Here is a 24301-nt window from a genome sequence, read left to right on the forward strand (position 1 = left end):
CATGGGATGTGCTTTATTTTTTACTCTGTAATCAACGTATGAATCAGCTTCGGCGCCTTCGCTTCCGCGGCGAGGCGGATGTTGTCATAGACTTTTGCTATGACTTCATCGACGTTTTCGCGGTTGGCGTAAAGCGTCACGAGCGGTTCGCCTTTTTCTACTTTGTCGCCGACCTTTTTGCGGAGCATGATGCCAACGGCTAAATCAATTTCGTCTTCTTTCGTGGCGCGTCCGGCACCCAGCAGCATTGCTGCGACGCCGATTTCGTCCGCGACGATTTCGGAGACGACACCCGCTTCTTTCGCAGGCACCTCAATTTGATATGCCGCTTGCGGAAGCTTAGACGGATCGTCAACAATTGAGCTGTCGCCGCCTTGGTTTTTCAGGAAATCCTTGAACTTCTCAAGCGCTTTGCCGTTTTTCATGACTTCTTCCAGCTTCGCTCTCGCTTCGTCCAATGTGTCGGCTTTTTTCGCAAGCACAACCATCTGGCTGCCGAGCGTTAAGACAAGCTCATGAAGATCCTCAGGCCCCTCGCCTTTGAGCGTGTCGATCGCTTCTTTGACTTCAAGCGCGTTTCCGATCGCAAAGCCAAGCGGCTGGGACATGTCTGAAATAACAGCCATTGTTTGGCGGCCGACGTTATTTCCGATGCGTACCATTGCTTTGGCAAGTTCAGCTGCGTCTTCTTCTGTTTTCATGAAGGCGCCCGCTCCCGTTTTTACGTCAAGCACGATGGCGTCCGCCCCGGCAGCGATTTTTTTACTCATAATCGAACTTGCAATGAGCGGAATGGAATTGACTGTTCCCGTTACGTCACGAAGCGCGTACAGTTTTTTATCAGCCGGCGTTAAATTGCCGCTTTGGCCGATGACCGCAACCTTGTCGCGGTTCACAAGCTTAATAAATTCATCCTTCGTCAGTTCCACGTGGAAGCCGTCGATTGCCTCTAACTTATCAATCGTGCCGCCCGTATGGCCGAGGCCGCGGCCAGACATTTTGGCAACCGGCACATCAAGAGCCGCAACTAGCGGGGCGAGAACGAGCGTTGTCGTGTCGCCGACGCCGCCGGTGGAGTGTTTATCCACTTTAATTCCTTCAATGGCAGAAAGATCAATCGTTTCACCGGAGTTCACCATAGCCATCGTCAAGTCCGCGCGTTCACGGTCACTCATATCCTGGAAGAAAATCGCCATAGCAAGCGCGCTTGCCTGATAATCAGGAATGCTTCCGTCCGTATAGCCGTTCACGAAAAATTGAATTTCTTCAGTGGTGAGTTCTTTTCCGTTTTGTTTTTTGATGATGATATCTACCATTCTCATGTTTGGTCACCGATCCTTTTCGATTAAGTTCAGTAAATCAAGCCCACAATTGCTGCTGATAAAAAGCTGACAAGCGTAGCACCGTATAATAATTTTAAGCCGAAACGAGCGACGACATTTCCTTGCTTTTCATTCAGTCCTTTTACGGCACCGGCAATAATTCCGATTGAGGAGAAGTTCGCAAATGACACAAGGAATACCGATACGATCGCTGTTGTACGGCCACTGAAATGGAAACCATTTTGCGTAAGCGACGTCATGGCGACAAATTCATTCGACACCATTTTTGTTGCCATAATGCTTCCCGCATTAACAGCTTCATTCCATGGAATACCCACAAGAAAAGCGAATGGAGCAAACACATATCCAAGAATGCCTTGGAACGAAATACCGAATACTGCATTAAAAATGCCATTGATCAAGGCGATAATCGCGACAAATCCAATCAGCATCGCAGCGACGACAACCGCTACTTTGAAACCGTCAAGGATGTATTCTCCGAGCACTTCGAAGAAGGATTGTTTTTCTTCTTCCTCAACACGAAGCATATCCTCTTCTTTTGCAACCTCGTACGGATTGATAATAGAAGCGATAATGAAACCGCCGAATAAGTTCAAAACAAGCGCTGTTACAACATATTCCGGTTTCAGCATTGTCATATACGCGCCGACAATCGACATAGATACAGTGGACATCGCAGATGCGCAAAGCGTGTACAAGCGCTGCTGATTTAAAAGACCGAGTTCTTTCTTCAAGGAGATAAATACTTCCGACTGACCTAAAATCGCAGAAGCCACTGCGTTATACGATTCCAATCTTCCCATACCGTTTACCTTGCTGAGGGCAAGGCCGATATATCTAATAATAAACGGGAGGACTTTCCACTTTTGCAGAATCCCGATCAGAGCAGAAATAAACACGATCGGCAAGAGAACATTCATAAAGAATGTCGTTTGGGTTGCATTCACCAAGCCGCCAAACACAAAGTTGATTCCCTCTGCCGCGTATTCAAGCAGGTAACCGAATCCTTTTGCAAATCCTCCTACGAGGAAATTCCCTATCCCGGTATTGAGGAGAATGTAGCCAAGGATAAATTGCAAGATGAGCATAACAACAATTGGGCGGATCTTAATTCTTTTTTTGCCGCTGCTCGCGATCCACGCGAGGCCTAAAAACACGATTAAACCGATAATCCCAATCAAATACTTCATATGTGTTTCTCCTTTATTTGTATTCGCTTACAATCACTGTTTCCTCAGAAAACGGAAAGCAGTCTGCCTTCCGTCAGCTTTTTAATAGTTGTCCCCGCTTGATGCGTTTTCTCCTTTTACGATGGAAACGCCTGCGCTGGCGCCGATTCGGCTTGCTCCAGCCTCAACCATTGTGTCTACATCTTCTTTCGTTCTGATTCCGCCAGATGCTTTCACGCCGATATCAGGACCTACTGTTTTGCGCATTAAGGCGATATCTTCCTTCGTTGCGCCGCCTGTAGAGAAGCCTGTTGATGTTTTCACGAAGTCCGCTCCCGCAGACACCGCTAAACGGCACGCACGTTCTTTTTCTTCATCGGTCAGAAGGCATGTTTCGATAATGACTTTGACAAGCGCTTTTCCGGCAGCAGCTTCCACCACACCGCGGATATCCGCTTCCACCACATCGTCTTCTTTGTCTTTCAAAGCGGCTATGTTAATGACCATGTCCACTTCTGTGGCGCCTTTTGAAATCGCGTCTTTTGTTTCGAACGCTTTTGTTTCAGTTGTATTGGCACCGAGCGGGAAGCCGATGACCGTACAAACGTCGACTCCAGTTCCCTTGAGCTCTTTCGCAGCAAGCGCCACCCATGTCGGATTGACACATACTGAAGCAAACTTGTATGTTTTCGCTTCTTCAATAAGTTTGAGAATTTCCGCTTTTTGTGTATGCGGTTTCAAAGCTGTATGATCAATTATGTTAGCTAATGACATCCTTCGCACACTTCCTTTTTTGTTAAGATATTTTTTAGCATAACCGACTTTTGAACATATGTAAATTGGTAATTGAAATTTTGTTCAGCGAACGGTTTGAACGTGTCACAAATCATTAACAAGCACCCTTGCAGTATGCTGGTCAATGATTAAAACATTGGCATATTTTCCGTTTAATGCTCCGTGAATGGAAGATACTTTTCTGCTTCCGCCGGCCACTAAAATCGAGCGTTCCTTCAGTCTGAGGTCTTCAAGCTCAACACCGATGGTCCGGTCATTGATGGCACTGCTGCAAATATCCCCTTTCGCATCAAAAAAGCGTGAACAAATATCCCCAACGGCCTGTTTTTTCAGCAGGGCTTTCTCTTCTTCGTTAAAATATCCGAGCCGAAACAACAGCGCTTCGTCACGGACAGTGCCCACCGTGAAGAGAGCGATATTCGCCTGCTTGCCCATTTCAATAATCCGCTCAATATGACGGTCTTTCTCTACCATTCGCTTCACATCCGCATTATCAAACACGACGGGAAGCGGAAGATAGCGCGGCATCGTTTGAAAAGCCTCCGCAAACAGCTGAATCGTTTCAGCGGAATACGTGTTCACCCGCGAGTGGCTGATACCGCCTTTCAGCTGGACGACCTCGACGCCTTTTATCTGCTTCGGCTGCATGTTTTGCGCGATTTGATACATGGTGGTTCCCCAGCTGACGCCGACAATGTCGCCGTCTTTTACCGTTTCATGCATATATTCTGCACCATAGCGGCTTAGGTCATGTGTAATTCCTGCATAATCGGGTGTCGGGGAAAACACAACATGCGCCTCGAGGAGACCATATTTCTCTTCAAGCATTGAACCGAGCGCATCCAAATCTTCAAAAGGGTCCATGACGCGAATCTGGACATACCCTTTTTCCTTTGCATATTGCAGCAGCCGGGAAACGGTTGGCCTTGAAATGTTGAGCTGCTCAGCAATTTGCTGCTGACTGTAGTCAGACTGATAGTAAAGCCTTGCCGCTTCTATGCTTAATTGTTGTTTTTCCCGATCCATTCCGCACCTCCTTGTGGATCAGTCCTGATGAAAACTGCTTTTGATTTGCTTTTATTATACAGGCTGGCGCCAGCTTTCATCCACCTGATTTCTGAGAAACTGAAAAACGCTCTTGGCGCGGACCCGCCCAGAGCTCACTTCTCCCATGACATATGCTGATAAATGCCTTTCATAATGGCATACATTCCATATAAGATTAGGCCTAACGCTAATATAGATAGAATCAATTTGCCATGCGGCTGCTGCGCGAGTTCGGCGAGCGCGCCGTCAAAGCCTCTTGTGTCGTCGGGATCAGCGGTCATGGCTGTTTTGATGAGAAAATAGCCGATAGCCGAGAAAATAATGGCCCGGGCGATATTGCCTGCGCGTCCGGTGTTTTTCGTAATGCATATCATCTGTTTGTTCATTTTTGACGTATCGAATTCTTTCATAAAAGCAGCCCGAACGCCTTTCATAAATTGAACAATCGCAAATACGATAAAACCCGCACCCGTAAGCCCTGTAAGCCATTGGCCGAACGGCTGCGCCAATATGTAAGCTGACCACGTCTGTTCTGAAGTGCCGCCTTTCCCTTGGCCAAACACAAATCGCAAGGCATTCCAAGCGATGGATGCGTAAACGGCGGCACTGAAAAAGTTTCCTATTCTCCGTGACAGGCCGCGCCTGCTGTTTCCGTGGCCCTCCGTGTCCTTGATCGCGCTTAACACCATCCAGATCACATAGCCGATAAGGCCGACACCTATTAAAAAAAGCAATAACGATCCATACGGCATGTGTGATAGCGTTTGGAGCGCTCCGCTCGAGTCTTTCGCGCGGCCTGCCCCGGCAGCCGTCATAAATGCCAAAATCCCAAGCAGAATAAAAACGCCGCCGAATGCAAAATAACCAAGCCTACCGAATCGTTTGATCCAAGGCTTGGTTTCCTGTTTTATTTTTGACACGTACTGGTCTTTCCCCGCCATGTGTCCAACCCTCTTTCACAGAAATCTTTACTGTAACATTCCCGATTGGACAAAGTTGAAACAGCTTCTGCCTCAGCTGTGGCCGGCTGAGATACGTTTTTGCTGATCAGCTGACTGTGCAGGCATCATCCAAGCAGCCGCCGCGGCAGCTGTGACTCCGCCAGCTACTTTTCCAATGATCATGGCCGCCGCCATTTCTTTTTTCATTCCGGCTACAAAACCGAGATGGCTGCCGAGTACAAAGGCGCCGCTGACCGCAAACGCAACATTGATGACCTTTCCTCTCGGCGTCATATCCTTTAATGAAGCCAGCATCGGGATATGATGCGCCAAAGAGGTCACCAAGCTTGCTGTTGCTGTCTCATCTAAATGAAGGCATTTCCCAAGAGCCTGAAGCGGTTTTTTAAAGGTTTTTGTAATAAAAGCCGTCATCGGAAACGCCCCTGCCAGAGCAATGGCGATGGTCCCTGTCGTTTGTATCCCAGTCTCGACATTCTCCATTCCTGGAATCAGCACAATGCCTGTCAGCGTTTCAACGGAGACAGCCGCAAGCCCGATAATCGCAACCACACTGACCGCTTTCCCGAAGAGATGAAACAACCGAATCATACTGTCGGTATACCGCCATAACCCAAAAGCGATCACAGCAGATAACAGACTCGGGATCAGAAGGTTTTTACCTATCATGCCGATGTCAAAGCCCGCGCATAATCCGCCGGTGAAACAACCGATCGGCACTGTGCACAGCCCGATTAATATGCCTTTCGCAAAATACGGATGGTCCTCTTTTTCGATGATGCCAAGAGCGACGGGAATCGTGAAGACGATTGCCGGTCCCATCATTGTTCCTAAAAACACCCATGAAAACAGCCCGGCCTGCGGATCTTTCGCCATTTCTCCGGCCAGCGCATATCCTCCCATATCAATCGCCAAAATGGTGTTCGCAAAGGAAGAAGGGTCCGCGCCAATCGCTGTGTAAACCGGAGCAACAATGGGAATCAGGATTGCCGCCAGCACGGGCGCCAGTGACACAATACCGATCATGGACAGCGCCAGCGGCCCCATAGCCTTGAAGCCGTCCGCAAACCGCTCGCCTAGCCCCCATCTGTTTCCCAAACAATAATCCGCCGCTCCCCATAGTAAAAAGGCAGCCAAAATAAATACAACCGCGTCATTCACCGTCATGGTTTTCTCCTTTTTCAAACGTATGATTGGTTTTATCATATCATCTGAAATCATCGAATAGAGCTGAATCTTATTCTATATGAGCTAAAAATTCTTTGATATCGGCTTTTTCAACAGCTGTTATAATGCGTCGCGCTTTTTCTTGCGGAACCGTTACTATCAATTTTTCTTTTATGTCTTCTTCCGACAGCTCATTTCCCGGCGCCCCTTTTGGACAGTCCACACGCGCTTCGCAAATTCGGCCGTCTGATAAATAGGCCCGGACAATCGTGAAACGGCCTTTCGGAACGGCATGAGGAGCTGGCTGAATTGCATTGTCATATACCCGCTGAATTCGCCCAATTGTCGTTTGAACTCCGCTAGGGATCGGCTGGCTGTTGAAATGATCAACGGTCAGCTCGCGTCCGTGCAAAGCAAGAGCAATCACATATTCAACGCTGAAACGGCCTTCCTCTCCAGTTTTCGGAGACCGTTCCGCCAATGCAGCATCTCCGCCTGGCGGAAAAACCACTTCAATCCGCTCGGTATTGGCAGCAGAAATGGCTTCTTCAGAGATAAGCTTTCGTACCGCGTCTGCAGCATGGTGTGCCGCGGAACAAAATGGATAGATTTTAAACCATAGGCCCGGCTTTACGATTCTCCACGGTGCGCCCCAATCGTTTAGCAAAGTGTGTTGTGCTTTTTCCAAATCACCGTACAGACTGAAGAAACCAGTTTCTCCATCAAGTGCCGTACGGGACCCGCCAAATTCTGATTGGGCCAGCTTAACGGCCATCAAGCCAGCCTGAGCCGCCAGACCTGCGTGCAGCGGTTTCATTTCTGTTCCAAATTGTACCCTCATCCCAGCAGATTGCGTAGCCGCAAAACCAATCGCTTTTTCCAACTCTTTCTGAGGCAGTGCCTCAGCATAACCTACGGCGCAGGCGGCTGCAATCGCACCAAGCGTTCCTGTATTATGCCAGCCCTTTTCATAGTGGCTGCTGCCAATTGATTCGCCCAGCCGTGCCATTACTTCAACACCAACAACATAAGCGCCAAGAAGCCGCTCGTCATGTCCGCGAGCGGCAGAAGCAATAAGAGCAGGCACGATGGCCGCACTGGGATGCCCTCTTACATCGGAGTGGACATCATCAAAATCCAATGCATGAGCGATAAATCCATTGAGCATCGCGGATTGTAATGGCGCCGCCTTTTTGCCTTGTCCGATAAGAGGAACAAGGGGCAGGCCTCCTTCATCCTCTATCAGACGGAGGAGCTTTTGAATGCCTTTATCTTCTCTTCCTGCAAATGAAGCGGCAGTAAAATCAAGTAATCCTTTTTTTGCTTCGCGAATCGCGTCAACTGAATGGTCCGGCTGTGACGTTCTCACAGCCTCTGCAAGACCTGCTGTCAGCCCTTGTTTGCTCATTTGATGGTCTCCAATACAATAACCGCCAGCTCCGCAAAGTAGTGAGAGGCAACCGTAAGGGCTTCTTCATCCAGTGTAAAGGCCGGATGATGCCACTCCTCCGTCCCGTTCGTTCCCATCCAGACAAAAAATCCCGGGATCTTCTCTTGATACAGAGCGAAGTCTTCTCCGCCCGGAGACTGCTCAGCGTGAACGGTTTGATAGCCAAGCCGTGCCGCAGCTTCGGATGCCGCATTCAAAAATGTGCCGTCATTCTGAACGGAAGGCAAATAAGGAAACCACTTGAATTCTGCTTGTGCCCCATAGCCCGCTGCAATTCCTTCAGCCACTCGTCTCATATGCTCGGGAACAGCCTGCCTCGCTTCTTTTTGAAAGGTTCGAACCGTCCCCTCCATTTCAGCTTGGTCTGGAATCACGTTCCACGACGTGCCCGCCTGTACTCTTGTGATACTGACGACTGCGTTTTGCAGTGAGCTGATATTGCGGCTGACCACAGATTGCAGCCCGCTGATGATTTGTCCGGCTGCAGCGATTGGATCAATACTGTTATTCGGGATGCCGGCGTGACCGCCTTTTCCTTTGATGACGATCTCAAACCGGTCAACACTTGCCATTAACGGACCTTCCTTTACACCAATGGTCCCAACAGGCAGATCCGGCTTATTGTGCATGCCGAAAATGGCGGAAACACCATCAAGCACGCCAGCTTCTATGACCTTTCTTGCTCCCGCGGCAATTTCTTCGCCCGGCTGAAAGATAAAGCGGACGGTACCTTTCAGCTCGTCCCGTCTTTGGTTCAGCAAAATGGCTGTGCCAATAATTGAAGCGGTATGAAAATCGTGCCCGCACGCATGCATCGTACCGTCAACCTTAGAAGCAAACGGCAAGTTCGTCTGTTCATGGATCGGGAGCGCGTCAATGTCCGCCCGTATCGCTATCACGGGGCCGTCTTCCCGTCCTTTGATTTCCGCAATCACACCAGTCTCCAATTGAGGAACGTCCAGTATTTCGATTTGCTCCTCCTCAAGCCAGCGGCGGATTTTTTTCGTCGTTTCAATCTCTTGAAATGACAGTTCAGGATGTTCATGAAGATCACGCCGCATATTGATTAAACGGGTATGAAACGTTTTGTCGGCCATTGTTCTTCTCCCCTTCTTATATAATCTCTGCAGGCTCTCCCACCTGCTTGATAAACCGTTTTGTCCGTTCGTTTTGTGGATGGTCAAACAGTTCTTCTGGCGTTCCCTGTTCGATAATATGGCCGTCTGCCATAAAAATCACTTGGTCAGCGACCTCTTTTGCAAACGCCATTTCGTGTGTCACGATGATCATCGTTGTTTGTTTTTCCGCAATGGATTTGATGACCTGAAGCACCCCTGCGACGAGCTCAGGGTCAAGCGCTGACGTTGGTTCATCCAGCAAGATCGCATGCGGATTGACCGCAAGCGCCCGAGCGATGCCAATTCGCTGCTGCTGGCCGCCTGACATTGTGATCGGATAGCTGTCAGCCTTATGCTCCAGACCGACTTGTTTCAGAATCTCCATTCCAATGCGTTTTGCTTCGTCGCGTGATTTGTGTTGAGCCACAATTAAAGCTTCTGTAATGTTTTGCAGAGCCGTTTTATTTTTAAACAGATTGTAGTTTTGAAAAACCATGGCCGTTTGCTGGCGAAGCCGGTGTGCTTCCTTGCGTGTAAATTTTTCCGCGTTCAGTTTGGCTTCTCCGATTTCAATGAGGCCTTGATCCGGACGTTCTAATAGATTCAAGCACCGGAGAAGCGTTGATTTTCCGGAACCGGACGGACCGATGATCGCCACCACTTCTCCGCGCTTCACTTCTAGATCGATTCCATCTAGCACGACGAGATCTTTAAACGCTTTGCGAATATTTTTTACTGTTATCAACTGATTTCACCTCTAAGTCCGGTATGGCTTGCTCATGGCGCGTTCAAACAAGTCCTGCAACATGCTGTAGATAATGGTAAGAACCCAATAGACGATCGCAACCGCCAAATACGTCTCAAAATATTTGAGGTTTCCTGAAGCGTACATCTTCCCTTGGGCGAACATCTCCATGACCCCTAATGTAAAGGCCAGTGACGTTTCTTTCAGGAGTCCGATAAATGTATTACCCGTTGCCGGAATCGCATTTCGGATCGCTTGCGGCAAAATAATCCGTCTGTATGCCTGAAGTTTTGTCATGCCGACAGACAGACACGCCTCCAGCTGCCCGTCATCAACAGAATTGAGGGCGGCCCGGAATATTTCTGCCAAATAAGCTGCGTTTTTTAAGCTTAACCCGATGATGGCGGCAGTGAGAGCTGTCATTTTGCTCATCTCTGGAAAGAGCTGCGGCAGCCCGTAATAGATTAAGAACAGCTGCACAAGTGTCGGCACGCCCCGGAAAAAGGATATATACAGCTTTGACAGCTGATGAAGCACTGGAATTTTGTTCTTTGTAATGAGTGCGAGAATAAGTCCTCCGATAATGGCAAACATCATAGCCGCTATGGCCATCAACAAGGTGATCGGAAGGGCCTGAATTAAAGTCGGGAACGCTGATATCATGAATTCCCAATCAATCGTGTTCATTCTGGTGATTCACCGCCGTTTCTTAATGCTTCTGTTCTACTGTGATATCTTCATTAAAGTATTTTTCAGAGAGTTTTTTCAGTGTTCCGTCTTTACGCAATTCATCAAGCGCCTTATTGACTTTTTTGCGGAGCTTGTCGTGCGCATCGTCCTTGGCGAATGGGAATGCAACCTGTTCGTAAACAATCGGATCTCCGGCAAGCTTTAATGGCAAACCGGTCTTCTTGATTTGCGCGATCAATACGGTTCGGCTGTTAACATAAGCGTCAACACGGCCGTACGCAACATCCTTCAGCGTGCCCTCTTGTGTTTCGTACGTTTTGATATTGATTTTTTTATCAGGATCTTTGCTTTCAAGGTTTTTCGCGTGGTTTGAACCGAGAACGGCCGCGACTGTCTTCCCTTTTAAATCGTCTGCTGATTTGATATCTGTATTGTCTTTTTTGACGACAATCTGTGTTCCCGCATAAGCGTATGGTTTCGTAAAGTTATACGTTTCCTTGCGTTCGTCTGTCACAGCTACCTGGTTGGAAATGGTGTCAAGCTTGCCTGTTTGAAGCTCTCCCATCAGCCCGCTGAATTCAAGCAGCTTCCAGTCCAGTTTCATATCAATTTTCTTAGCGACCGCTTCCATCACTTCAACGTCAAAACCTGTCAGCTTTCCGTTTTCTTTATAAGCAAATGGGTAACTTTGTCCTGTCGCACCGACATGAAGCACATTGTCATCCTCTTTACTGCTGCTGTTTCCATTGCCGCAAGCTGAGAGCACCGCTAATAATGCAGCAACGACCAGCACAGTCCATTTTTTCATTTTCATTTGATTTTCCCGCCTTTTCTATTTTTATAGATCATGTCGCAATTGTTTTTTCATATAAACTGTGATATGCCCTTTTCCAAGGTCTTGTTCACCTGAGCGGACATACCCTTTTCGTTCGTACATCTCAATCAGCCACGGATGCTTATCCGCTGTTCCGAGTGAGACAAACGGAACCTTTAACGTATCGCGGAGGATTGTTTCCTCCAGCCATTGAAGCAGTTTAGTTCCGATTCCTTTTTTACCGGTATCGGGGTCCACAGCGAACCACCAGATATGCGGAACGCCATACGGTCCCGGCTGCTGTCCCCATGGCATTCTTAAGGAGATGGTCGCGATGATCCGCCCGTCTTCTTCCATGACGTAGCAGGCGTTTTTCCGGATATTTTTCAGCACCAAATCCAAATCCGCATGAGCGGCGGCAAAACGAATGCCGAGCTTTCGAATCGGTTCATAAGCCCGCAATGTCAGCTCGAGAAGCTGTTCAGCATCACGTTCAACTGCAAGGCGATATTGTGGCTTCATCTAGCGTTCCTCCTTACTTTGCATAGCGGTTGACCGGCTTTTCCAAACCGAAGTGCTCTCTTAATGTTGTGCCTTCATATTCTTTTCTGAACACGCCGCGCTCCTGTAAAATCGGAACCACTTGATCAACAAACACTTCAATTCCTTCTGGTAGAAGCGGAGGCATGATATTAAACCCGTCACACGCTTCCTTATCCACCCATTCCTGCATCTTGTCAGCGAGCTGCTCCGGCGTGCCGACGAAGATATGGTGTCCTCTGGAGCCTGCAACGTATTTGTAAAGCTCGCGTATCGTCATATTGTCCCGTTCAGCCATTTCCTGAACAAGCTTGAAGCGGCTCTTCACCGCATTGGAAGCTTCTGCGTCAAGCTTCGGCAGCGGCCCGTCAAGCGGATACGCAGACAAATCAATTCCGCCTAAATAATTTTGGAGAATTTGCAGACCGACGGATGGAATAATCAGGTCTTGAAGCTCCTTGTATTTGGCTTGTGCCGCTTCTTCGGTATCAGCAATGATCGGGAAAATACCCGGCATGATGGCGATTTTTTCTGGATCACGTCCGAATTCCGCAGCCTGTTCTTTAATGGATTGATAAAATTCTTGAGCGGATTCCAGGTGGTTTTGCGCTGTGAAGATCACTTCTGCTGTTCTGGCAGCCAGCGCTTTTCCGTCTCCTGATGATCCTGCCTGGATAATGACTGGCTGGCCCTGCGGCGTTCTTGAAACGTTCAGTGGCCCGCGAACAGAGAAATATTCTCCTTTGTGGTTCAGCTCATGCATTTTTTCCTTCTCAAAGAATTCACCTGTTTCTTTATTGCGGATAAAGGCGCCCTCTTCCCATGAATCCCAAAGCCCCTTTACAACCTCGACAAATTCCTCTGCCCGCTGATAACGCAAATGGTGTTCAAGGTGTTTTTCACCGCTGAAATTCAGTGCTGTTGATTCAATCGATGAAGTGACGACGTTCCATCCGGCACGGCCGTTGGACAGATGATCCAATGACGCAAACTGTCTGGCAATGTGAAACGGCTCGCTATATGTAGTGGAGGCTGTTGCTGTCAGTCCGATTCTTGATGTGACCTGCGCCAAGGCAGAGAGCAAGGTGAATGGCTCAAACCTTGTTAATACATTTGGATGTGATTTACTGTCAATTGATAGGCTATCTGCTAAAAACAGCATATCCAGCTTGCCCCGCTCCGCTGTTTTCGCAAGTTCTTTAAAATAATCCAAATTCATGCTCGCATCTGAAGGCGCGTCGGGGTGCCGCCAAGACGCGACGTGATGGCCTGTGCCTGCTAAAAATACCCCTAATTTGATTTGTTTCTTTTTGCTTGTCATGGCGATACTCCTTTTATCATGTTTTAGGCTGAATAATCCGAAAAATAAACTCCTATATTCCTAGTCGTTTAATATGAATAAATCAAAATGTACCTTTGTCTTGGACGTTTGTCAATGAGTTAAGATCAAATTTTTCTTTTTAAGCTGAAAAGAATCTCGCAGCATCATGGAACGGCATTTGTGCAACCTGTATCCTTACAAAACAGCCTGATGATGCTGAGACTCGTTTTGATTCAAAGTTTTATATAAATGCATATCTGTACTTCCGACCATACGCGTTTTGCCGCCGCTTTTGCTCTTTGCTAATAAACGCACGTGATCGCCGTCGCAGATCGGTCCATTTTGACTCATTCAGAAGCTGAGACATCGCATAAAAAAATGAGCTGATCCCGGATTCATACCGAAATCAGCTCATTGTATCTTAATTAAGTTCTAGAATACTTTCTTCCGCTTTAGCAGAAAACACTTTAGGCTCAAGGCGGTCTAGGTCTTCATGAAATAAACTTACTTTTTGGATTTGCCGATTGTCGTAGTGGTGAAAGTAGTAGTTTCCCGTGTCGCTGCACATCACAGAAGTGTATTGCGTATAATCAATTTCGTCTTCTTCCGTTATCACAACACCCTTGGGTATCGCCATGTTTGCCAAAAGCTGAAAAGCTGCTGATACACCTTTCGTTTCATCTGCCGCAGGCTCTAGATGTTCTTTCAGAAAACAAGCTCTGACAAACCGTGAAGGCGGTGTATAATCTCCCGGCAGCCCCACTGTACCCGAGCCCTGGCCAAAAGCGGACAGCATCAATCCGCCCAACTCCTTGCTCTCGAATTGTTTCGGCCGTAATCCTATATATTGCCGAAGATTGGCCACATGCCATAAAAAGTCGGGGCTGTTCGTCATGACACCTGGTTGATTGTCATAGATTTTGATGCCATCTGCTCTCGGTTCGATCGTCAGGCTGCGTCCCGTCCGGTCTGACAATATCCAGTGCAGCGGTAAAACGGTATCCAATAGATCTAATTTCTTCTCCACAATCGTTAAAGAGTGGATCTTTTCTTTTACGTCATCCAAAGACTTACAAACTGATAGCGCCCATGTTACAAATTCATGCGGGGCAATATGAACGCCGTCTCCCCGAAGCGTTTTTTCGTACTCCGCATACCCCATAAAATAAAGCGCCGCACAAGATAAACCGCTTTCATTAACTCCGTCGGCAAATAATATATTTCCAAGTTTTCTCCCCATACCGATAAACGCGTACTGTGTTTGATGCACCTTTCCGTCAGCTTCACTCTTCCAGCTGTAACGGCGCGGATAGAGAATGACCTCCGTCCCCAGCTGAAATGCAAAATCCATTGTTCTCGCTAATAAATGATTCCGGTCAGCAGTTTCCAATGTAAGACTTGTGCACATCTGATCCAGTCCCCTTTCCATTCAGGCTAAAATCATACATTTTGTGAACAACTTGTTTTATCAGCATAACGAAAGACAAAGAGATTCGTCAAAAGATTGACATCACCTTCCAGCATAAAGACGAAGAGATTCTTTCAATGTACTATGCTGATGTTTATGGTGAAAGCTTCCTTTTTATTTTTACTAGCCCCTGCTGTATCAGAGCCAATCAGAAATGTTGCAGTTTCATGATCAATCGCTGATATTATAAGGCAGCAGGAAAAGAAGTTGTAGCGTCCATTCCGCAAAAAGGCCTCATGGCGCTTACAGACCGGCTGGGCACAACATAACAAAAAATCCAGCCTTAAAGGCTGGATTTCATTATTATTTCGCCAAAACAAGCTCGTGAATTGCATGCGCAACCCCATGTTCATTATTGGAGCGTGTTTGAAAGTTCGCGGCTTCCAATACTTCTGGGATGGCGTTTGCCATGGCCACCCCGCAGCCCGCCCATTCGATCATTGTCAGGTCGTTCCCGTTGTCGCCTATGCACATGACTTCCGCCTGTTCAATTCCAAGCAGCTGTGCCAGCTGGCGTACAGCATTTCCTTTGCTGGCTTCCGGGTGCAGAATTTCGTAAAAGAACGGCGCGCTTCTGACCATTGTATATTTTTCTCTCACGTCTTTTGGAATCGATGTAATGACGCGGCTTAAGTTCTCCGGTTTATCAATAAACATCACTTTCGGGATGAGGATATCTTTAGGCACCTCGTCAATCTTGCGGAAATGAAGCGGCACCTGTGTCACATAGGATTCGTATACGGTAAATTCGCTAATATCCCGGTTAGGCGTATACAAATGAGATGAATCAAAGAAATGCATCGGCGTCTTCAGCTCTAAGCTCAGGTCATATAATGAAGCCAAATCATCATAGCCGAGAGACAGCTCTGAGACCACTTCATTTGTATGCGTATTTTGAACAAGCGCTCCATTATACGCGATGACATAGTCGCCTTCTTCAATTAAATTCAGTTCATCTAAGTATCTCCGCACACCCCCGATAGGCCGGCCGGTGCAAAGCACGATTTTGACACCTTCCGCTTTTGCCGCGTGAAGCGCGTCGCGGATCTCCTCTGTTACTTCATGATGATCATTTAAAAGTGTTCCATCCATATCAATTGCAATGAGTTTGTACATCCTGCATCTCCTTCATGTCGTTTTCAGTCTATAGTCCCATCATATCGTTTTTCCTTTTTGATATTCAACCGGAAGAGATGGTTTTCTCCGGATTAGACGCCGCCCTTGTCTTCGGATACGTTTTCGCGGTTCCCGCTTTCTTTCTGTTTTCACGACGTTTTCTGCTTTTTTCTGTTTCATCAGCATAAAGCCGGCAGCTAAAAACGGAATGCCGGTTATATTCAAGATGGCAAGCTTCACACCAGCCGCGATGAAAAAGAACCCCCATGATGATGCAGGATTCCGTCTGATCATAACGTAAGCCGCCATTTCCAGAACGATCAGGATGGCATGAAGCACGATGCCATAAATAAGCAATACAAGGGCAAAAAACAACACATAATTCACGATTGCCCCTGAGTACACCATAGCGCGCATCATTTGTATAAACGATAAGGACTGCATGGAGCCGCTGATGACATTAGGGTTATAGATCGTATAGTCACTAAATAAATGTTTGACCTTGAGAAAAGCCCATAATATAAATATCCACTGAATGATATGTAAAACAAGTCCCGCTGCCACCAGTCTTTCAGCATTTTTATTTCTCATCTTTTTCCTCCCTGCCGGTCTTTGATTCGATTCTTGTCATCGTTTTTGTCTGTCCATTTTGCTCCCATATCAACGTCCCGTTTTCTCCTCTTTTCAGCGTGCTTTTGAGCGGATAATAGGGGCCGAGATACTGAATCTCGATAGACCCGTCAGCGCTTTGGGAAATCACCTTATATGCCATAAAAGGCAGCTGAACCTCTCCTCTTCCTTTCATCACTTCCGTTTCCACAACCTCGTCTTTGGTAAATGTGACCGTTGCTGATTTCACGCCGTCCGTTGGCCCGGGAGCAATTCCCTCATCCCACGTTCCGTAATAAAACGGCGTCTCTTCTTTTTGCTGCTGGCAGCCGGATACCATCATGCATACAGCAATAAATAACAAAATGCCATATTTGTTTTTCAAGGAGATCCCCATCCTTTCCTCCTTTTTTTAGGCGAATGCCGTGGCACTGTGCCAATGACTACATAAGTTATAAGGAATTCACCCACAAGGAGATTGATCATAATGAACCCTTATCAATATTACAGCCCACAGCTGCCTCAGCAGGAACCTTACTATAGCCACTATGAATACAGCCCTTATCCACAGCAGGATATATACGAGCCATACCAAATGGAAAGACAGCCTGCATTGGAAAGAAGAATCGCGGCACTTGAACGGCAAAATGAACAGCAGTCGAGAGAATTAACCCGTCTGACAAACGAAGACCGCCGTCAAAATCGGGAAATTGCACGGATTGCCGAACAGGTCAATCAGCTAAGCCAGGCTGTTGAACGCCATACACGCCGCTTAAATCGGCTCAATCAGCGCCTCCGCACAGTAGAAAACAGACTGAATATCCCATTTACTGCAGGGGAAGGCGGTTTCTGAGCAAACAAAGAAAAAAAGCGGAAGACGATTCTCCCAATTCAGGGTTTCGTTTTCCGCCATTCTTATATGTTAAAACGGAACATTTACATAAAAAGGGTTTGTACCCAGTATACAATCTTTACCGTTTTCATTCAAAGACAGAGGGGCCGAGGAAAATAATTGTAGTTCCTCTTTGACAGAATTTCTTTTCATGCCAGTTGCATGATAATACCGACTCACGTCAATCGATCACATGGAGGAATGATTTATGCATCATACACAACACGGCTTGCAGCAGCTGAACCAATGCCGCCAGACTGCTCAGCAGCTCATTCAGCAAACACAGCAAAGCAGCCAGCAATACCGCCAAATGCTTCACCAGGAGCAGCAAAACATCCAAATGCTGCAGCAAATTCTAAACCACGAACAACAAGCTGCACATACGATTCAACAAGCGCTGCACGGACATGACATGGCGATTCAAAAATGCCAGCAGGTTGTCAACATGTGCAACCAAATGCAGCAGGAACTTACTGGACAATCCAGCGTGATGAATACGAATGTGTCTACACTTCCATTCGGCCAAAATACGCCATTTCAACAGCAATCCTACCAGCAGTAGGATAGAAAAAGCTCAACACAATGCGAGTGTTGAGCTTTTTTCTTACTGTTCTTTGCGAATATGTATATCCTGAATAGACTGTTTCGGCGCATGAAATCTGCTTTCGGCTTCACTTCTTGCCTCGGCAAAAGCCCGTGCCTCCACATGATCCTTGTAGACATCCAGCTGAATCAAATACAGCGGGCGCACTTTAAAGCCGTGAATAATGGTCACAGCCCACAACGGGAGCACAACAAAAACGCCAGGCAGATCGGGCAAAACAAAACCAAACGCAAAAATGAAAAAATAAATGATTCCGTACATTATCCACTTTCTATTTCTAACCTTGATGCCAATAAATAAAAAGGCAAAAAAACTGGTAATGGCAAAAGGCATGAAAATAAACAGCATCCACCAGCTATGCAGCCATTCCCAAGCGGCACCTCTTTTTGTAATTCCCATATTTTTCTCCTCCTATTTACCTATAATAATCGATTAGGCATACCGCGTCACCTATAAATGAAAAAACGTTCTTCCTTGAAAATAGTGATAGACGGAGAATGGGTTTCTTGCTATATTATTAATTGATAATGATAATCATTACTAATCTATTCACATACATATTGGGAGGGTTTTTGATGAAAAAGAACACATTGCTCGTGGGCATGCTTGTGCTGCTTCTCATGTTTGTCAGCGCTTGCAGCGGCACGGCTTCTAAAGGGAGCTCAAGCGATTCTGCTTCCGAAAAAACAGAAATGAGAACATATAAATCACCTAAAGGGAACGTCAACATTCCTGCACATCCAAAACGCATCGTCACTGATTTTTATGCCGGTGAATTGCTTTCTGTCGGGGCCAATGTAGTCGGCTCAGGCTCGTGGTCATTTGATAATCCGTTTTTAAAATCAAAGTTGAAAAATGTGAAGGATGTCGGTGATCCAATCAGCGTTGAAAAAGTGATGGAGCTTCAGCCTGACCTCATTGTTGTCATGAATGAAGAGAATGTCGATAAATTAAAGAAAATCGCTCCGACTGTTGTCATACCTTATAACACAGCGAAAAACGTAGAGGACACTGTCAGCATGTTCGGAGATATCGCAGGTGCGAAAGACAAAGCAACCTCATTTATGGCTGACTTTAACAAAAAAGCGGACGCAGCTAAAAAGAGAATTGCCGGCGTCATCGACAAAGATGCGACTTTCGGCATTTATGAAAACACAGACAAGGGCGAATTCTGGGTATTCAATGACAATGGCGGTCGCGGCGGCCAAGCTGTATACAATGCGCTCGGGTTAAAAGCGCCTGAAAAAATTGAACAAGATGTCATCAAAAAAGGAGAGATGAAACAGCTCTCTCAAGAGGTGATTCCTGAGTATGCCGCAGATTATATGTTCATTACGGACTACAACCCGAAAGGCGAAAGCAAAACACTCGACAAGCTGGAGAACTCCTCTATTTGGAAGAACCTTGACGCTGTTAAACATAATCGCGTGTTTATCAATGACTTTGACACGTTCTACCCGTACGATCCGATTTCTGTCAGCAAACAGGTGGATATCATCGCCGACATGCTGATCAAACGGGCCGAAGAAAATAAAAAATAAAAAAACGGCACAGTCATGACGCTGTGCCGTTTTTTATGGTTCACTTTAATTTTGACTGTACGGAGTCCGGCATATCTTCAAACTTGACTTCTTCCCAAGTCTCGACATACTTTCCTTTCGCCTTCACCTTCAAATACGCGTTCTTCCGAAGCTCTTTGCCGGCGAAAAAGGTCACTTCTTCTTTTTTCCCGGATGCATTGTATCCGTCTAATGTATATTCAGTACCGCCCGGGCTAAGATGTCTGCCATCTCGATCAATCTGCACATAGACATCTTGCTGGTGAATAAACGGATTAAATCGGTCTGTAACATCATTATGAAAAAAGAGAAGACCGCATATTACGGCAGCAGCCGCCAAGACGGCCAGGATCGCCAATGCTTTTTTCATCTTTGCACTCCCCTTACTTGTTCATTTTTTTCAAATAGTTTGATCGCACCACGAGGAAGAACAAAAGCTGAAAAATGAAAAACCCTCCGATCGTGAGACTGAGCGGCCCCGCTACATCGGAATAGCCTTCGACGGCCAATGTTCTCAGGGCAAACAGCGTATGCATGACGGCAATGACAAATGGAAAGAAAAAGAGAATCGCCAATTGTATCGTCACGCTTTGTGACATTTCACGCTCACTCAGGCCGATTTTGGCCAGTGAACGGTAGCGCTCCCGATCTTCATCTAAATCGGTGAACAGCCTGAAATATAAGAAACTTGCTGCCGCGACAAAGAAGACGATCGCGATAAACAGCCCGATGAATAAACTCAAGCTCGGCAGCTGCACCGTATCATAGTAAGTCCCGGCTTTTGCCATAAAATCAGAATGCACGTCGATATAGTTGCCGTAAATCTGATTTTTCAAGGATTGGCTGATCCCAAGACTGTCTTTCCAATGATCATAGCTGTAGCCGTATAATGACGCTTTATCACCTAGTGATTTAAGCTGATCAAAGGTTTGATCGTTCACCGCGATGATGGCATTCAATGAAATCAGCGGTTTTTGGACTTCTTTTACCGACAGTTTTTGGTCAGACGGCTTGCCTTTTTGATTCAGCAGCTTCAGCTGATCCGGCGCTTCGTTTTTGAAATTGCGGTCATACGTGCCCGGAAAATAGACAGCCTCATCACTTTTCAGGCCGTTCAGCTTAACATGGAAATATTTTGACACATCCGATTCGCTGATCATGTAAACAGGGGGAACAGTTTCTCCTTCCTGATAGCGAACATAGGAAACATCTATTTTGTCTTTCTTATACGTAAAGCCGTGTGTTTTCAGTTCATGGTCAATATCTTTCAAATGAGTCTGTTCTTTTGGATTGTTGCTGAAAGATATATATTCCATCTCATAAGCGGACTCTTCAGCCCCGACGGTCGATTTGTACATGGCGAGCACGCCTGTCGCCGTAAACGCAACCGCGGAAATAATGCTGACAATAAAGAACAGGCGGGCGTTGTCTTTTAAACGATAGACAAGATCAGAAACCCAAATGACATTTTTCCCGCGCAAATAAAAGGTTTTCCACTTCTTCAACGCGCGCAGAATCCAGATGCTGCTTTGGCTGAAAAAGAAATACGTACCGATGACGGTGAGCAGTAAAATGATAAACGGTTGAGTCCCGTGAACATTGCCTTTCAGAACCATTCCGTACCCGCCGCAAAGGCAGGCGATGCCGAATAAGGACAGAAGCACGGACGGCTTCGGCTCCGGCTTAATCTTGTCTGTGCCTTTTATTAATTTGATAACGGTATTTGATCTGACAAAAAGGATTGTGAACTGCGATAAAAGGAAAAATAAGAGCAGAAATCCGCCGGCCGTAATGCCGAGCGCTTTCCAAGGCATATACAGAGGCAGCGCGTCCATTTCTAAAATATAAGCGCCGACCGTAAAGAACGTCTTTGAAAAAATGAATCCTCCGATAATCCCGGCTGCAATCGACATGACGCCAATGATCATGTTTTCCGCTGTAATGAGCTTTCTCAGCTGCACCGGCGTAATACCCTGCATAAGCAAAATGCCGAATTCTTTATTTCTCGATTTCAAAAATGCATTAACCGAATACAGAACAAATAAGAAAGAAAAAACAAAGATCATCCATTCCGCAGCAGTTAAGCCTTTTTTGGCGATGTTATTCAGGTAGCCTTCCTTTAATGCCGGATGAAACAGGAACATCGCAAAGGTAAAGAAAATCAAAACGGAAAAGGCGCTGCTTAAAAAGAATGCAAGATAGGCTCTTTTGTTTCTCGTGACGTTTTTATAAGCGAACTGAAGAAAGGTCATTTGCGTTTCCCCCCAGCATAGACAGCACATCAAGAATTTGTTCATAAAAGACTTGGCGGTTTTCTCCGCGGTAAATCTCATTAAACAATTCGCCGTCTTTTATAAAGATGACGCGGCGGCAGTAGCTTGCCGCAACCGGATCGTGGGTCACCATCAAAGCCGTGACATGATCATCCCGATTCAGGCTCTGCATCGTTTCCATGACGTCTTTTGACGCTTTGGAATCAAGGTTTCCCGTCGGTTCATCAGCCAGAATGAGTGATGGCTTATGAATGACCGCTCTTGCAATGGCGGCCCGCTGACGCTGGCCTCCGGATACTTCAAACGTCCGTTTGTTAAGCAGGTTTTCGATACCGAGCTTTGCCGCGATGGCGTGCAGTTTTTCTTCCATGACAGACGGCGCTTCTTTTTCAAGCGTTAACGGCAGCATGATATTTTCACCGATTGTCAGCGTGTCCAGAAGGTTGAAATCCTGAAACACAAATCCGAGCTGCTTGCGTCGGAAATGAGCGAGCTTTGTCCGCTTCAGGCGATGCGGGTTTTCTCCGTGAATCAGGATATCGCCTGAATCTGGACGGTCAATCGTTGAAATGATATTCAAAAGCGTTGTTTTTCCGGATCCGGACGGCCCCATCACCGCCGTGAACCCGCCTTCTTCTATTGAAAATGAAATTTGTTTTAAAGCTTGATAGGACACTTGTCCTTTATAGGTTTTATTTATATGTTTGACTTCAAGCATATTCGCCATGAGAATCCTCCTTATGATTTTATTCTTGTTGATCTGGGCTGCTTTCATGTAGTGCCGGGGCATTTAACATAAAAATCCCCTTGACGTAAATCCATGTTATCAAGGGGAAACAAAACGAGCTATGTTGTTTTCTTAACGCAGCCTTACATTTTTGTAAGAAATGAAAATCGAACCGATGTCCCTTCACCGGGAGACGAGCTGATGTCCACCGTATGATTGAGCTTGTCCGTAATTTCTTTGACGAGATGGAGGCCGATTCCCGTAGATTCTTGGTAACGCCGCCCGTTTTCGCCGGTATAATATGGGTCAAACACCCGCTTGATGTCTTGCGAGGGAATGCCGACACCGTAATCTTTAACTTCAAGCACCGTCCTGTCTTCATCGCGGAAGACATTCAGCTCCAGTCTGTCACTCTTGCCTGCCGAATACTTGACCGCATTTGTAACCACTTGGCCGATCGCAAATTTGAGCCATTTTGCATCAGTGTATATCTGATGGTCATCGCGAATGTCCATTTTCGGATAAACGCGGTATTGAATAAAAAATCGTTTATAGCTTTGAATGACTGATTGGAGAAGCTCTGATAAGGAAACCGCTTCGACTTTAAAATCCCGCTCAAACAGGTCGAGCCTTGATGAATAAAGAAGCGTCTCCAGCCCGAATTCAATCTGCCGAACCTCTTTTTTGATTTGTTCAAAAACGGGTTCATCCTCTTCCTGAATGATTAAATTAATGACCGACAGCGGCGTCTTCACTTGGTGCACCCATTGATTCATATACGTCACCCGCGCTTCCAGCTTAGCTTCGGTCTCATGGAGCTTCTGGTGCTGCAGCCGGATTAGCTCCATCTGCTTTTCATATAGCTCTGAACAAAACACTGAAGAACCGAGATACGGGATGTCCGTCCCTTCCTGCTCCGAGCTGAGCCAATGATACACACCGCGGTCTTTGTACCAGCGATAGGCAAGATAGCCCGCCAAAATAAGAAGCTGCACGCCCAATATGTAAAACAGGTGAGAAAAAGAATGAAGACCTGCAAACCAGTAATAAAAGAAGACAAACAGCCCTTGAAGGAGAAAAAGCAGAATCAGCACTGCATGAGACCGGAGAAACAGCTTCATGACTGCGCCCTCAGCTGGTAGCCTTCGCCCCGCACCGCTTCAATAGAAACAGGCGCATTCAGCTCCCGCAGTTTTTTTCTGAGCCGCGTGATATACACGTTAAGTGTATTATCATCGATGAATATGTCGGTGTCCCACGTCTTTTCCATGAGACGGTCCCGACTCGTCACCTTTTCTCCCCGCTCCAGCAGCACTTCCAAAAGCTTGCTTTCTTTTTTAGAAAGCTCGCTTTTTTCATCCTGAAAACGCAGTTCAAAACGTTCCACAAAGAGCTGGACGCCGGCATATTCAACCACTTTCTCCCCCTGCTTTGCGGCGTACTCTCCGTACGCCCTCCGGATCTGGCTTTTGATTTTCGCCAGCACAATATCGTAGGAAAACGGTTTTTCGATATAATCGTCTCCGCCGTTTTCAATCGCCATCACCTGATCCATTTCCCCGCTTCTGGCTGAAATGAAAATGATCGGGCTTGTGGAGTGCTGGCGGATCTGGCGGCACCAATAATAGCCGTCATAGGACGGCAGGTTGATATCAAGCAGCACCACATCGGGCTTTTCCCGCAAAAAGACATCAAGAACAGCCGTAAAATCCGCGGCGACTACTGTTTGATATCCGTATTTTTCAAGGTAATTCTGCAATAGTCCGCGAATGTCTTCACTGTCTTCCACAATCATGATTTTATTCAAACTGAACCACTCCCGTTTCTTACACTGCTGCCATCATCATAATCGTTTTGGGCGTATGGACGCAACACCGCGCAAAAAAACCGCCATC

Annotated in this window: 26 protein-coding genes; 3 read left to right on the forward strand and 23 right to left on the reverse strand. The window is 46.7% G+C overall.

Annotated features, from left to right (window positions below):
• Positions 1–20 precede the first annotated feature (20 nt).
• The 17 genes from JQX68_RS20270 to JQX68_RS20350 all read right to left on the reverse strand — a co-directional run bounded on the left by JQX68_RS20270 (position 21) and on the right by JQX68_RS20350 (position 16748).
• Positions 21–1322 carry a pyrimidine-nucleoside phosphorylase gene (locus JQX68_RS20270; protein ID WP_205440417.1) on the reverse strand — a complete coding sequence of 434 codons (1302 nt, stop codon included), beginning with the start codon at positions 1320–1322 and terminating at the stop codon, positions 21–23.
• 29 nt (positions 1323–1351) lie between these two features.
• Positions 1352–2533, reverse strand: coding sequence for a nucleoside permease NupC (nupC, locus tag JQX68_RS20275; protein ID WP_205440418.1), 1182 nt, complete (start codon positions 2531–2533; stop codon positions 1352–1354).
• Positions 2534–2614: 81 nt separating this feature from the next.
• A complete protein-coding gene (deoC, locus tag JQX68_RS20280; RefSeq protein WP_040081299.1) occupies positions 2615–3286 on the reverse strand; it encodes a deoxyribose-phosphate aldolase in 672 nt (223 codons plus the stop codon).
• Between the two features lie 105 nt (positions 3287–3391).
• Positions 3392–4333, reverse strand: coding sequence for a DNA-binding transcriptional repressor DeoR (gene deoR / locus JQX68_RS20285; protein WP_205440419.1), 942 nt, complete (start codon positions 4331–4333; stop codon positions 3392–3394).
• Between the two features lie 134 nt (positions 4334–4467).
• The gene (locus JQX68_RS20290) at positions 4468–5295 is read right to left on the reverse strand and encodes a DUF1206 domain-containing protein (protein WP_071581950.1); all 828 of its coding nucleotides are present in this window, start codon (positions 5293–5295) and stop codon (positions 4468–4470) included.
• Between the two features lie 72 nt (positions 5296–5367).
• A complete protein-coding gene (gene eutH, locus JQX68_RS20295) occupies positions 5368–6480 on the reverse strand; it encodes an ethanolamine utilization protein EutH (protein WP_134976120.1) in 1113 nt (370 codons plus the stop codon).
• A gap of 70 nt (positions 6481–6550) precedes the next feature.
• Positions 6551–7888 (reverse strand): MmgE/PrpD family protein, encoded by a 1338-nt coding sequence (locus JQX68_RS20300; protein ID WP_205440420.1) that lies wholly within the window; start codon positions 7886–7888, stop codon positions 6551–6553.
• Positions 7885–9027 (reverse strand): N-acetyl-sulfur-metabolite deacetylase SndB, encoded by a 1143-nt coding sequence (sndB, locus tag JQX68_RS20305; protein ID WP_134976124.1) that lies wholly within the window; start codon positions 9025–9027, stop codon positions 7885–7887. Before sndB ends, JQX68_RS20300 begins: the two co-directional genes overlap by 4 nt.
• A gap of 16 nt (positions 9028–9043) precedes the next feature.
• Positions 9044–9793 carry an amino acid ABC transporter ATP-binding protein gene (locus JQX68_RS20310; protein WP_014665994.1) on the reverse strand — a complete coding sequence of 250 codons (750 nt, stop codon included), beginning with the start codon at positions 9791–9793 and terminating at the stop codon, positions 9044–9046.
• 12 nt (positions 9794–9805) lie between these two features.
• A complete protein-coding gene (locus tag JQX68_RS20315) occupies positions 9806–10480 on the reverse strand; it encodes an amino acid ABC transporter permease (protein WP_069150634.1) in 675 nt (224 codons plus the stop codon).
• 22 nt (positions 10481–10502) lie between these two features.
• A complete protein-coding gene (locus tag JQX68_RS20320) occupies positions 10503–11297 on the reverse strand; it encodes an amino acid ABC transporter substrate-binding protein (protein WP_014665996.1) in 795 nt (264 codons plus the stop codon).
• 24 nt (positions 11298–11321) lie between these two features.
• A complete protein-coding gene (snaB, locus tag JQX68_RS20325; protein ID WP_069838367.1) occupies positions 11322–11819 on the reverse strand; it encodes a sulfur-containing aminoacid acetyltransferase SnaB in 498 nt (165 codons plus the stop codon).
• Between the two features lie 13 nt (positions 11820–11832).
• Complete coding sequence (locus JQX68_RS20330) at positions 11833–13158, reverse strand: LLM class flavin-dependent oxidoreductase (RefSeq protein ID WP_134976126.1); 1326 nt, start codon at positions 13156–13158, stop codon at positions 11833–11835.
• Positions 13159–13579: 421 nt separating this feature from the next.
• Entirely contained in the window at positions 13580–14566 is a 987-nt protein-coding gene (locus JQX68_RS20335) for a penicillin V amidase (RefSeq protein WP_069150637.1), read from the reverse strand.
• 363 nt (positions 14567–14929) lie between these two features.
• Positions 14930–15742 (reverse strand): sugar-phosphatase, encoded by an 813-nt coding sequence (gene yidA / locus JQX68_RS20340; protein WP_205440421.1) that lies wholly within the window; start codon positions 15740–15742, stop codon positions 14930–14932.
• A 39-nt stretch (positions 15743–15781) separates the two neighbouring features.
• Positions 15782–16333, reverse strand: coding sequence for a hypothetical protein (locus tag JQX68_RS20345; RefSeq protein ID WP_136653975.1), 552 nt, complete (start codon positions 16331–16333; stop codon positions 15782–15784).
• Complete coding sequence (locus tag JQX68_RS20350) at positions 16323–16748, reverse strand: DUF3255 family protein (RefSeq protein WP_205440422.1); 426 nt, start codon at positions 16746–16748, stop codon at positions 16323–16325. Before JQX68_RS20350 ends, JQX68_RS20345 begins: the two co-directional genes overlap by 11 nt.
• A 90-nt stretch (positions 16749–16838) precedes the next feature.
• On the opposite strand from JQX68_RS20350, the gene cotNE reads away from it, so the two are divergent.
• Positions 16839–17204 (forward strand): inner spore coat protein CotNE, encoded by a 366-nt coding sequence (gene cotNE, locus JQX68_RS20355; protein ID WP_014666005.1) that lies wholly within the window; start codon positions 16839–16841, stop codon positions 17202–17204.
• Between the two features lie 247 nt (positions 17205–17451).
• Positions 17452–17805, forward strand: coding sequence for a hypothetical protein (locus JQX68_RS20360; RefSeq protein ID WP_014666007.1), 354 nt, complete (start codon positions 17452–17454; stop codon positions 17803–17805).
• 42 nt (positions 17806–17847) lie between these two features.
• On the opposite strand, the gene JQX68_RS20365 is transcribed toward JQX68_RS20360, so the two are convergent.
• Positions 17848–18246: a hypothetical protein gene (locus JQX68_RS20365; protein WP_069150640.1), complete on the reverse strand. Its 399-nt coding sequence runs from the start codon at positions 18244–18246 to the stop codon at positions 17848–17850.
• A gap of 176 nt (positions 18247–18422) precedes the next feature.
• On the opposite strand from JQX68_RS20365, the gene JQX68_RS20370 reads away from it, so the two are divergent.
• Positions 18423–19388 (forward strand): iron-hydroxamate ABC transporter substrate-binding protein, encoded by a 966-nt coding sequence (locus JQX68_RS20370; RefSeq protein WP_040081278.1) that lies wholly within the window; start codon positions 18423–18425, stop codon positions 19386–19388.
• A 40-nt stretch (positions 19389–19428) separates the two neighbouring features.
• On the opposite strand, the gene JQX68_RS20375 is transcribed toward JQX68_RS20370, so the two are convergent.
• The 5 genes from JQX68_RS20375 to yxdJ form a co-directional block, all read right to left on the reverse strand.
• Positions 19429–19776 (reverse strand): YxeA family protein, encoded by a 348-nt coding sequence (locus JQX68_RS20375; protein ID WP_080529988.1) that lies wholly within the window; start codon positions 19774–19776, stop codon positions 19429–19431.
• Positions 19777–19789: 13 nt separating this feature from the next.
• Positions 19790–21658: an ABC transporter permease YxdM gene (gene yxdM, locus JQX68_RS20380; RefSeq protein ID WP_205440423.1), complete on the reverse strand. Its 1869-nt coding sequence runs from the start codon at positions 21656–21658 to the stop codon at positions 19790–19792.
• Positions 21633–22406, reverse strand: a complete 774-nt coding sequence (gene yxdL / locus JQX68_RS20385) for an ABC transporter ATP-binding protein YxdL (protein WP_014666012.1) — start codon at positions 22404–22406, stop codon at positions 21633–21635. The genes yxdM and yxdL overlap by 26 nt, the downstream gene beginning before the upstream one ends.
• Before the next feature lie 143 nt (positions 22407–22549).
• A complete protein-coding gene (yxdK, locus tag JQX68_RS20390; RefSeq protein ID WP_014666013.1) occupies positions 22550–23527 on the reverse strand; it encodes a two-component system sensor histidine kinase YxdK in 978 nt (325 codons plus the stop codon).
• Positions 23524–24213: a two-component system response regulator YxdJ gene (gene yxdJ / locus JQX68_RS20395; RefSeq protein WP_014666014.1), complete on the reverse strand. Its 690-nt coding sequence runs from the start codon at positions 24211–24213 to the stop codon at positions 23524–23526. The genes yxdK and yxdJ overlap by 4 nt, the downstream gene beginning before the upstream one ends.
• Positions 24214–24301 lie beyond the last annotated feature (88 nt).

It is taken from the genome of Bacillus sp. LJBS06, from assembly GCF_016924995.1.
Classification (GTDB): domain Bacteria; phylum Bacillota; class Bacilli; order Bacillales; family Bacillaceae; genus Bacillus; species Bacillus stercoris.